This window comes from Serratia marcescens (genome assembly GCF_001902635.1).
In the GTDB taxonomy this organism is placed as follows: Bacteria; Pseudomonadota; Gammaproteobacteria; order Enterobacterales; family Enterobacteriaceae; genus Serratia; species Serratia marcescens_F.
Map to the genome: position 1 here is coordinate 288,572 of NZ_MJAO01000003.1, position 10,549 is coordinate 299,120.

The following is a 10,549-nucleotide window of genomic DNA, read 5'->3' on the forward strand; positions in this document are numbered from 1 at the left end:
TGTATTGCCTATGCTTGAATTTAACTAAAATTACCAGCTGCAACCACCAGAACCGTTTTTACCACTGCAGCTACCTGCACTGCTTTTATTGCCGCCTTTGCCCATGCCAACGTTACCACCACCACTTTTCGCATCTTTGAAACAGCCTCCCGTAAGAGCGCCTACTGCCAATCCGACAGGGCCTCTCAAGGTACCGCCGATTATGCCGTTAACGCAGTCTGGCGAAGTATACTTTCCGTACATATCACCCGAGTAGTTTCCATTTCGTCCGTTTTTAGAACTTGAAGTTCGGCCTCCGTTATCAGTGCGATCACCGCCATTATTACCGCGTCCCCCAGAGACAAAATCCAGCATAGATGGATCAATAACTTTCATAAACAACTCCTTTTGATGATGAAGCCACTATGTAAATTTGTGTAAAGCACTCAATTATTAACCTACTCGCGAGAAGGATTCAAGAGGGATCAGTTAGAAAGGTTTAAGTTTTCTTCTTACAATCGTTACTGGCTGAATGAGTCTTTCTTTCGCATTCGCTTGCGTTATTACCCGGTGCGATCATTTCTAAATGCGTTTGAAATGGTAAGTTAGCTTGCTCAGTTTTATGTTGATGCTGGCTGGCATGCCGACCCTCATAGTGCAATGAGCAATATGATCAGCCACACTTACCGTGTGGTCATGCCAAGAAGGCAGTTCGCAGAATGACAGTTCAGTGGGTATGAGATCTTTCATTGAGCTATCTTTACCGTTGAGCCCGTCGTTCTTTTGACGTTTTTAGCGTTACCATACCGCAGTGAAGTTCTGTTCTCTCAACCGTTGTCGTAGGCGTTTTACATACCCTTCGTCGAGCATTCGCTCAGGCGCCAGATCGCATAAAATATTTGCCAATGTTGCAATACCTCCGTCAGATATCCGAAATTCTTTCGGCAGCAGACAATAAGAACCATCGGAAACATCATGCAGATGACTGAAAAAATTTTTGAAAAAATCGGTCAACGATGGTCGGCGCGCGCTAATAATGGCCTCGGAAGCATCATCCAGAAACTCGATCTCCACAGGCTCTTCACCTAGTGTTTGCAACACATCGGCGATATCTGGCCAATATTTAAGATCGAAGTCATTTAACTCTTCCAATTTTGGCTGAATAAATGAGCGGTATAATCCATTTTCACTACCGGCCGCATCAAGGTAATCCGTCAACCTGACTATTCTATCGATGCTGAAACTGCCGTTTCTGTTAAGAATATCGCTCCTGCGCCGAAGACGCTGTGCCAATTTTATGCTCATAATCGATATTTCCTCATTGAGCGAGGTCAACTCATCATGTTCCGCTCGCAGGGCTGCGTGTTGTTCGGCTGTTCCAAACGCGCCGGCAAAAACGCATTGTTCCATGAACACCCAAAGTTGTTGTGTGGTGAGCATCATCTCGCCCAACTCGGCATACACTGCCTGCATTTCGTCATGTCGGATGATAAGCCGTTCAAAAACTGGCCATGTCGAGCGCCAAGCTGGTTCCGTTCCATTTCGCCAGTCGTTAAGCTTTTCTTTCAGTAGTTGAAGCGTCTGTACAGCAACATTGTTAGTAGTTTTAGTCATCATCGGTCCCGTGTTGTTTTCAGGTTATGTTTCATTATGTACTGTGGGAACATCGGTGTCGGTACCCAGAACCATTTCATTCTTCGCTCTCCGGGTACTTTATGAAGAGGTTATGTCAGCAAGCCGAGTACTGGATGAAACAAGAAGGGCTGGCTACGTAGCTGGAATACGTTGCCGTCAGCTGTCTGGCTAATGACGCTGAATAGCTCAGTTTGGGAAGGGCAGTATACCGCCGACGTGGTGTGCCGCCTTTGCCCTGCAGGTTGTCTGATTATTTATCGGATGGTGACGTAAGAAATGGGGTAACTGTTGAACGGCCATTGGCTCAATGGTGTTACGCACGGGATTTATCTATACGACATTGCAGCCAGATGTTAACTTCGCTTTGCAACCAGCGAGAGCTGCGTCCCAGCTTTATGGGTTTCGGAAAGTCCCCGTCTTTTATCAACTTGTAGAACCACTTATCCGTCAGGCCTGTCAGCCGAGTGATAAAGGCCATGTCAACAAATTGGTCGCTGAGTAGAGGGTATTTGTTTGTCATCGTTTTATCTCCTGAGGTGGAAGGGAGAAGGCGTTTGTGAAACCAGCGAAACGTCTTCAAACGATGTCGGAGCGACGTAATTTTTAACCTCTTGCCTTATGCCATCCCTGGCGGGTTAAGACCTCGCTGTCCAGGCCGGCTTGTCAGCGGCGAGGTCGCCCTCTTCTGACAGGGGCCGGAACAGTACTCACCCGGTAAATGGGCCGCGCCGTACGTTGCTCCTGTTTCCCCATATAGCTCAGAATGTATTGCATCCCTCTGCGGCCTCGCACATCAGACGCCGCCACAACTCTCTCGCCCCGAACCCGATAACAGGACTTGGGCTCACACCAATGTGCATATCCTTCAAGTTCCGTGATCCTCTCCCAGAGATGTTTTATCTGTTCCCAGAACAACCAGATCTTCCGGTGGTGTTGTCCATCGATATAAAATGCGGCATGGACATGGAAGCGATGCCGTTCCGCGTATTCCATCACCCATGCATACCCGACTATTCCCGGGATATCAGAACACTGCTGCATTAGGTAAGTCATTTGGGCAGCCAGTTGATTTTCGTCAGCAAAGTGAAATGACAAGCTTTCACGCCGATAGGCAAGATCCACACGGAACATCAGTAGTTTTGAATAGCGTTCAAACAGCGCATCCTGATGCGTTAACAAAATACGCTGTATCGACTTATCCGCGGGGTGATTTTCGTTTATGACATGATTCATCGGTTTTCCTGTTTACTGTTTAGGTCCTCATGGAATACCCCGATGGCGTATTTTATTATCTCCGACCCCAGATGCATGACCCGATTGCGTCTCCTCAGCGATACACGGAAGATGCGCCTACCGATATTCAGTGCACCCTGCATTTCTCAGAATGGGCTATTAATTCGTGGCGATGACATTAACTACATCGCTAAGCGACATAAACCAATAATTGAAGAGTGGTAGCAGAAGCACACGCGATGCGATTGGACGTGTGGTATGACACTGAGTCGTCACCCGTGTTATGCATAAACGCGAGCTGAATGCACACAGTGATGTGTCTGATGCAATATTGCAATCCCAGGTTTTAATGAGTAGGTCCATAAGCCGGCCTGTTATCCGATATCAAAAGGGTAACGTACAGATAAGAGTCAATATTCATGAGTGCGGATAGCTCATAGAAATGAGTACGTGGATGTACAGATGAAAATACGTATTGTTGCTTTCTTTATTAAATAACACTAAGTACCTTAATGTTTTATTTCATCGTTCATAATGCCGCTGATATTCATGCCGTCAAAATGACCTCACCCCATGATACTGCTGGCCTCTTGAGTGTAGCAGTGTATGAACACGGTATTACTTGCTGATATCAGGATGTCCCCTTTTTACTCAGTCATTTGCCGATTTTATAAGGTCATACATTAAGGTCTCTTCCAGGGGGGGGGGAACTCAGATGACACATCCTGAAAAAATCCCCATACCGGTATACTGTCAGCCACGACACCTCTGCTGGTAAGCCACAGGCCATAGCGATGAAAGTAGGGCCGAGAAAACCGGTGATAACAGACATCCCTGCGAGAAAAACAGTGTGAATAGTCAGTGAAAAGTTCTGTGAAAACAACGGAAAAACAAGATGAAAAACGCGCAAAAACAATGCTACAATCACTCAATAATTACGGTGTAATCAAGCTATTTCATCTGGTTAAGGAAAACTGTATATGTCACCTCCACTCCAAAAAATCACCTTGCTGTCTAACAATGACAGGGATGAATGTAACTTTTTCATCGATTACCTAAAGCGGAAGGATATTATAAGGATAAGTAGATTCGAGCCATTTGATGGTCCGTCAGATATCTGCAGCTATCTCAATAACTCTCTGAGGACGTATTTCAGAGATACGCCTGAAAAAATAAATGAAGTAATTTCTGATATGCATTATTCACTCAGAGAAAAAACTCCGTCTGAAGATGAGGTGGCCTGGATTAAGAAAGACAAACGCGCTTGTTTTTGGTTATGGACAGAAATCTATTGTACTAATCGTGATAGTATGCCGCGAGGAGAAGTTAAAAGGTTTATTCCACATAGTCATCAAGAGCGGTATCGAGAGGTTTTGAGAAAACATAAAGTACTCCACCTGAATGATGATGATCAGCGCTGGAGTAAACTGGTCAGTAGATGGAATGAAATTAAAGAAGATGATTCACTGGGGGGGCATCTTTCGCCAGATGATGAAGATATTGTTTCATATGCGTGGAAATATTTATGTTCCCACGGGCATGATATCGAAAAGAAATATGCTCCGTTAGACAATGAAGAGCAATACCTATCCATTCTTAATTATATGGACTTTTACCTCACTCATCCTTTAGAAAAGGAACTGCTTGTCAGGAAAATAAAGCCGGCAATTAATCAGCGTAGCCATAGATTGAAAAAGCAAAAAGCCAGCGTCAGCAAGCAATTTTATCTTAAAAAAGAAAATATTGACAAGCTAAAAAAATTGCTCAATGAAAACAGAATGACCATGGATGAGTACTTTAATGCGCTCATTGAGCAGGAGTCTGACAAATTGACGTAAAAATAACCCAAAAACCGGTCAAGTGATAATCCCCAGCGCAACGGTACAGGATGCTGGGGCAATATTTTACAAAATTGGCATAAACGTTTCCTCATTGAAGAGCATTTCAAAAAAATTTCACGCCTATATCCCAGTTATGCATATCCAACAGAATCGCTTTTCTGTCTGTTGGTCACATTACCTGGAGATATTGTCATGCCTTCTTCTTACCAGGCGCCGAAGCAACGGTGCTGGACGCTCTTTTTTTCCTGGCAAACCCTGTGCCGTATTTTTCGAACGCTCGGTACGCTGCTAACCCTGGCTATACGTCTGTGGCTGATGTTGCAACCCGGTGGGCCACCGTTTCCATCGGCCCCAAAATCGTCCTCTTCCACCCGGTCCGACGTACACGGCCCTGACAAGCACAAGGGTTGAACAGCCTCTCGCCTTCCCATGTCACTCAGAGCGGATATGGAATAAAACGCGTTACAACAATACGTTACATGTTTGCGTATTCACGCCGTCGCAGGCAAGTTGATTGATCGTTTTCAACGATCGATTTCGAATTATTGATCTGTACAACCCATTATCTTTGGCCTTCAACCGTCATTAAGATCGGCCAGGGCGCCGTTGCGGATACCGTATTTCTCTCCTCCCAACGGGATTTCAGCCCTTCAAACAGCCACGCCGGCATCACTTACCCTGCGCGTTGGCACACCACCATTCTCGGCAGCAGGAAGCCGGATAGCCTTTCCTCACGATATGACTGTCACACAGGAGACAACCGTCTATGGAGACTTCCCCACAGCATGCATCTTCACGCCTTACCCCTTCTTTACTTGGATGGGGTATTGGCGCTTTGCTGTTTTCACTTCTGGTGGTCACGCGCAATACCGCCGGCCAGATCCAGGAGGCCGGCACCGGTACGCTGATACTCGCGGTCGTCGTCGGCACGGCGCTGGGATGCCTCGGTGCCTTGCTGGGTCAGTTCTTGCGTAATCTCGCGCATCCCGATGCGGTCTATACCACCGGCGGCTTCTTCAGCTTGGTGGGGCTGCGTCTGTTCTGGCTTTGTGGGCCCCAACTGATTGGCTTGGCCGGCGGCGTCTTCTTGGGCATTGCGCTGATAGTGCACTGATGACGACTGACTGGCAGGGGGGAAGCGCACCTGACCTACCGCAATAAATTGGAAAACATGATTAACGAAAGGGAACAACCTCATGAAGACACTGATGACAGGATTTTTTTGCTGTGCCCTGGCGACACCTCTTATAGCTCAGGCCGAAACCGGCCCATGGGGCAGTGGGTGGGGGCAGGGAACGACAGAATACAGCGTGCGTGGCCAGGGACAATCGCAGCTCTACATCGGCTGCGATCCCTATAAGGCCATGTTCGTGATGTTCACCGATGCTGCGGGTCGCTCAATGACCAACTATGATGCGCGGACGCAAACGCGGTCATTTTATGTCTCTGTTGATGGCAGTGACCCCATCCTATTCAACGACGTGCTCTCCCGCGTGGGTGCGGATAACGTGCGCTTCGCCTGGGACAAGCTGCGCAAAGGCAAGACGGTGATTGTTAGCGGTGAAGGGATGCAAACCACCCGTTTTACGCTGAAAGACGCCGGACAGGTTTTGCCCGCGTTTTCGCAATCCGACTGTAAAGTCGGCGCCGCCATTCCCAGCGGTGAAAACTAATCTTTACCCCTCCACGTTTATTCACTGACGATAACCCACTTCCCGTGCCGGACTCTCCGGTCGGGAAGTGAGTTCAGCCTCAACACGCAGGTACTCCCCCCAACGTGATAGTTGGCTGAGGCGCCTCAAAACTACACTCTTGTCAGAGAGGTCCCTCCGGCAATGACAACCTGTAATCTCCGAGCAACACCAACATGCCCTGTTCATCCGAGCGGGGCATTTTTTATGACGTTATACCGTCGTTTCTCGCTGTCCTCACCGTGGCCGGCTGCTGCCCGGCCCAATCTACCTCAACCTAAGAATAATATTTATGAAAAAGAATACTGCCGACAGCGCACCATCAACACGTCCGATAATCGACCACTTAACACTGACCGCGAGCCTCGTTAATGACGAAGATCGCCTGTCATTTTGGCTACAGCACTTTGGTGACATTCCGCAATGGCTTCACCTCGAGTCATCGATATTTTCCTGGCTCAACCTCCTGTGTAAGGACTACCACGGAGATTATTGGGAGTTTTACACCCTCAGTAACGGGGGAGCATTCATTATCCCGTCCACCGAAGGCGAGTACATGCTCTTTAATGCCCTTAACGGCAATAGCGCAACGGTGGGGCATGAAGCCGCCGGCATCATTGCTTGTCTCATCACTTACAGCCACCACGCTTGCCGCACCGAATGCGATGCCATGACCGAACACTACTATCGCCTGCGGGATTACGCCCTCAGCCATCCCGAAAGCAACGCCATTATGCGCATCATCGACTAACCCTCCAGACAACGGCACCCCATCATGATGAATATCACCTTATCTCCGGCAATCTCCGATCTGCCCTTACCCACCCAACGCACCATTCAACGCGCACTGGCGTTGTTGGAGCAGCATTTACGCAAACCGGGTGAGCCCTTCACAGCCCCGTTCATGGTGCGTGACTGGTTGCGCCTGCAGATGGCCCGGCTGGAGCGCGAAGTCTTTATGGCGCTCTATCTCGATAACCAGCATCGCTTGCTGGCGCATGAGTCCCTGTTTAGCGGCAGCATTGCCAGCACCCAGGTGCATCCGCGTGAAATCGTGAAGGGCGCACTGAAACATAATGCCGCGGCGGTCATTGTCGCGCACTGCCATCCTTCCGGACATGCCGACCCCAGCGAGGCAGACCGACTCATCACCCAGCGGATACAGGACGCGCTGGCGCTGATTGACGTCAGGGTACTGGACCACTGCATTGTCGGCGGCCTGACCGTGTACTCGTTCGCCGAACACGGGCTCTTATGATCCGTACGACGTCTCAAGGGGAAACAACATGCCATCAACCAAGAACATCCCATCCTGGGGACTGAAACGCAACGTCACGCCGCAGTTTGGCGCACGTCTGGTACAAGAGGGAGAACGACTGCATTTTCTGGCCGACCGTGCTGACATCAGCGGGATTTTCAGCGATGCACAGCGCCATGATTTGGAGAAGGCTTTTCCGCAATTTATCAAACATCTGGAGTTGATGCTGCTCTCCGGTGAACTCAATCCACGCCATCAGCACTGTGTCACGCTGTATAGCCATGGCCTGACCTGCGAAGCCGATAGCCTGGGCTCATACGGCTACGTTTATCTCTCGATTTATCCGACACCTGAAACGCCCAAGTAAAACGCCCCACATTTTTAGTCTCACACCGTTTTTATTATCCAACAAAGAGATACGCCTTATGCGAACAGTACCCGCGTCACCCACACGGGCGGCCCAAACATGCCCGCCCCCCATAACCGTCTGGCAGTCCTTGCTCACCTACCTTCTGGTGCAGCACTACGGTCTGACACTCAACGACACCATATTCAGCGACGATGCCGTAATACACGCCCATATCGATGGCGGAATCTCCCTCGCGGATGCGCTGAATGCCATGGTGGAAAAATTTGATCTGGTACGCATTGACCGCCGGGGCTTCACCTGTGAGGCGCAATCGCCCCGCGTGACCGTCATAGATATTCTACGTGCCCGCCGGGCTTGCGGCCTTATGACGCGAGCCGGTTATCAGGATGTCACAAGAACGATTCAGGGAGGCAAGCGACCATGAACCGCGACACACTCCCTAGTGACGCACTGCTCAAAGGGATCCAGTGCAGTACGGCACACATCACCGATGAGGACAACACGCTGCTGTATCACACTTCACATCAGAGAGAAGAGTTCGGGCACTGCGAATGGTGTCATTTCACCGGTACGGGGTACCTGATTCGGCTCAATGCCTGGCTACACCCGGTATTGCAGCTTAAACGCTTGGGGCTATCAAAAGCCAGTCGCCGGCTGGTCGTTACGCTGATACAACGCCACCACATAGCATTCCTGCACTTGGACGCTGCGGGCGATCTTTTGCCTGGATTTGCCACGTTTGACTGGTAACCCCTGCAGCATCGCTACCGCCATTTCTCCAGTAAACACTCCTCGACATCACTGTATAACGCCCGCCCCTCAACTGGCGGGCGTTTGTACTTATGGAGAAAAAACATGCAGAACGAACCTGAAGTGCGCACCGGGCATACCAAGGTGGGACGCGCTCCACCAGCATTGAACGTATTGTCACAGGGCGCCACGCCGCGCTGGCGCAGATTGAGAACCGCACATCTGACATCCAATCACCTGAGGCCTATAGAAAAGATGAGCGACATCTTCGCCAAGTAACATTTGGAGATGTTGGCAGCATGGTAGTTCACCGTTACAATCACCAGGCTCGAAATCGCTGATGTTTTCAGCGAAATACGATTGGGGGCCTAATTGGGGGCTCCGGCGTTTTTCGAACAGAGGAAAACTCTGTAATAACAAGGGTTATATGGTTTGTGTTCGAATCCTATAGGGACCATTAAGTATCAATGAGTTACGCCTTTCACCCCGTCTTTCCAATTTCATCATGGGACAGATTTGGGACTAAACCTCCGAAAATCGCGTCAATTTGCCTCGCATGCTCAGTTAGATGGTTAGGCGCAAGGTGAGCGTATCTCTGTACCATTTCGATGCTCTCCCAGCCTCCCATTTCCTGAAGTGCAGAAAGCGGAACCCCGGATTGGATCAGCCAACTCGCCCAGGTGTGTCGCAAATCATGGAAGCGGAAATCATCAATGCCAGCTCGTCTTAACGCCGCACGCCACGCAGTGTTAGAATCTACTCGCATTTTCCTCACCGGGTCTTTGTGAACGAACACCCAACGATGATGGTTTCCTATTTGTCTCCGCAGAACGGCGCAAGCGGTGTCGTTGAGAGCGACGCCAATTGCCCGTCCTGATTTGCTATCCTCAGGATAAATCCAAGCCACCTTCCGTTGCATGTCGATCTGCGACCATGCAAGCTCGATGATGTTAGACCGGCGAAGGCCAGTAGTCAGCGCGAATTCCACTGTGGATTTAAGCGGCTCAGGACACTCATCAATAAGTCTCTGCGCTTGAGATGGCTCAAGCCACCTGACGCGCTTATTCCTTTCCTGTGGCACCTTGATTACTGGTGACTTCTCAATCCACTTCCAATCGCGCTCTGCAGCACGCATTAGAGCTTTCATCAGCGCTAGGTGCTTTGCCTTTGTTGAGGTAGATACAGGCTCAGCCTTCCGTGGCTTAATCTCAATTCCCTTCCTGGCAAGAGCTTTTGCTCTTAACGCCCATCGCTCCTCTGCCTTCCTGTTCGTCATCCTGCTGACTGCTGTGTAAATCTTTGCCTCTGTTATATCCTTCAGCAATACCCCTTCAAAATGCATGAGCCAGAATCCGATCCGGCCCTTGTCTGCATCGAGTGATTTCTTGTGCGCTTTTTCTTCCAGCCAGCGTAAGCACGCCTCTTCAAATGTGACCTCAGGGAAATCTCCTAGTCTGTCTATTCTCCAAAGTTCAGCTTTTCTGCGGTCGTGCAGCTCCTGCGCTTGGCGTCTGTCCTTAGTCCCAAGCGATTCCTTAATTCTTTTGCCGCTTGGCGACGTGTAACTGCCGTACCAGGTTTCCCCTCGGCGGAATAATGACATGCTGCTTTCTCCTCATGTGCATCATCCGCGCTCACCGGCACAGTGTGGATCGGATTGTTAAGCGCGGCAATACAAGCTTGGCGAGTGATTAGGTATGGTGATTTTGTTTTTGATGGGTCTTTTCTTGTTGCCTGCAGTCTTCCAGAGCGTATCCAGCTTGTTAGCGTAGGTGCTGAGATGCCAAGGAAG

14 protein-coding genes are annotated in these 10,549 nt (G+C 49.6%); 9 read left to right on the plus strand and 5 right to left on the minus strand.

Going from position 1 to position 10,549, the window contains the following annotated elements:
- Positions 1–30: 30 nt before the first annotated feature.
- The 4 genes from BHU62_RS04415 to BHU62_RS04430 all read right to left on the minus strand — a co-directional run bounded on the left by BHU62_RS04415 (position 31) and on the right by BHU62_RS04430 (position 2,847).
- Entirely contained in the window at positions 31–375 is a 345-nt protein-coding gene (locus BHU62_RS04415) for a hypothetical protein (protein WP_071841658.1), read from the minus strand.
- A 402-nt stretch (positions 376–777) separates the two neighbouring features.
- Positions 778–1,593, minus strand: coding sequence for a hypothetical protein (locus BHU62_RS04420; RefSeq protein ID WP_073529344.1), 816 nt, complete (start codon positions 1,591–1,593; stop codon positions 778–780).
- 334 nt (positions 1,594–1,927) lie between these two features.
- Positions 1,928–2,134 carry a helix-turn-helix transcriptional regulator gene (locus BHU62_RS04425; RefSeq protein WP_044031785.1) on the minus strand — a complete coding sequence of 69 codons (207 nt, stop codon included), beginning with the start codon at positions 2,132–2,134 and terminating at the stop codon, positions 1,928–1,930.
- Positions 2,135–2,277: 143 nt separating this feature from the next.
- Complete coding sequence (locus BHU62_RS04430) at positions 2,278–2,847, minus strand: inovirus-type Gp2 protein (RefSeq protein ID WP_073529327.1); 570 nt, start codon at positions 2,845–2,847, stop codon at positions 2,278–2,280.
- A 980-nt stretch (positions 2,848–3,827) separates the two neighbouring features.
- Between BHU62_RS04430 and BHU62_RS04435 the strand changes: the two genes are divergently transcribed.
- The 9 genes from BHU62_RS04435 (at position 3,828) to BHU62_RS25185 (ending at position 9,036) form a co-directional block, all read left to right on the plus strand.
- Positions 3,828–4,685: a hypothetical protein gene (locus BHU62_RS04435; protein ID WP_073529328.1), complete on the plus strand. Its 858-nt coding sequence runs from the start codon at positions 3,828–3,830 to the stop codon at positions 4,683–4,685.
- Positions 4,686–5,454: 769 nt separating this feature from the next.
- On the plus strand, positions 5,455–5,802 hold the full coding sequence (locus BHU62_RS04440; protein ID WP_073529329.1) for a hypothetical protein: 348 nt from the start codon (positions 5,455–5,457) through the stop codon (positions 5,800–5,802).
- An 82-nt stretch (positions 5,803–5,884) separates the two neighbouring features.
- Positions 5,885–6,361 (plus strand): hypothetical protein, encoded by a 477-nt coding sequence (locus BHU62_RS04445; protein WP_073529330.1) that lies wholly within the window; start codon positions 5,885–5,887, stop codon positions 6,359–6,361.
- 310 nt (positions 6,362–6,671) lie between these two features.
- Positions 6,672–7,130: an antirestriction protein gene (locus BHU62_RS04450; protein WP_073529331.1), complete on the plus strand. Its 459-nt coding sequence runs from the start codon at positions 6,672–6,674 to the stop codon at positions 7,128–7,130.
- Between the two features lie 27 nt (positions 7,131–7,157).
- Complete coding sequence (gene radC / locus BHU62_RS04455) at positions 7,158–7,637, plus strand: RadC family protein (RefSeq protein ID WP_073529345.1); 480 nt, start codon at positions 7,158–7,160, stop codon at positions 7,635–7,637.
- Positions 7,638–7,665: 28 nt separating this feature from the next.
- On the plus strand, positions 7,666–8,004 hold the full coding sequence (locus tag BHU62_RS04460) for a type IV toxin-antitoxin system YeeU family antitoxin (RefSeq protein WP_073529332.1): 339 nt from the start codon (positions 7,666–7,668) through the stop codon (positions 8,002–8,004).
- 58 nt (positions 8,005–8,062) lie between these two features.
- Positions 8,063–8,431 carry a TA system toxin CbtA family protein gene (locus tag BHU62_RS04465; protein ID WP_073529333.1) on the plus strand — a complete coding sequence of 123 codons (369 nt, stop codon included), beginning with the start codon at positions 8,063–8,065 and terminating at the stop codon, positions 8,429–8,431.
- Positions 8,428–8,757: a DUF5983 family protein gene (locus BHU62_RS04470; RefSeq protein WP_073529334.1), complete on the plus strand. Its 330-nt coding sequence runs from the start codon at positions 8,428–8,430 to the stop codon at positions 8,755–8,757. Before BHU62_RS04465 ends, BHU62_RS04470 begins: the two co-directional genes overlap by 4 nt.
- Before the next feature lie 105 nt (positions 8,758–8,862).
- Positions 8,863–9,036 carry a hypothetical protein gene (locus BHU62_RS25185; RefSeq protein ID WP_171971292.1) on the plus strand — a complete coding sequence of 58 codons (174 nt, stop codon included), beginning with the start codon at positions 8,863–8,865 and terminating at the stop codon, positions 9,034–9,036.
- A 202-nt stretch (positions 9,037–9,238) separates the two neighbouring features.
- Here the strand turns inward: BHU62_RS25185 and BHU62_RS04475 are convergent, their stop codons facing one another.
- Positions 9,239–10,360: an integrase gene (locus tag BHU62_RS04475; protein WP_073529335.1), complete on the minus strand. Its 1,122-nt coding sequence runs from the start codon at positions 10,358–10,360 to the stop codon at positions 9,239–9,241.
- Between the last annotated feature and the right edge of the window lie 189 nt (positions 10,361–10,549).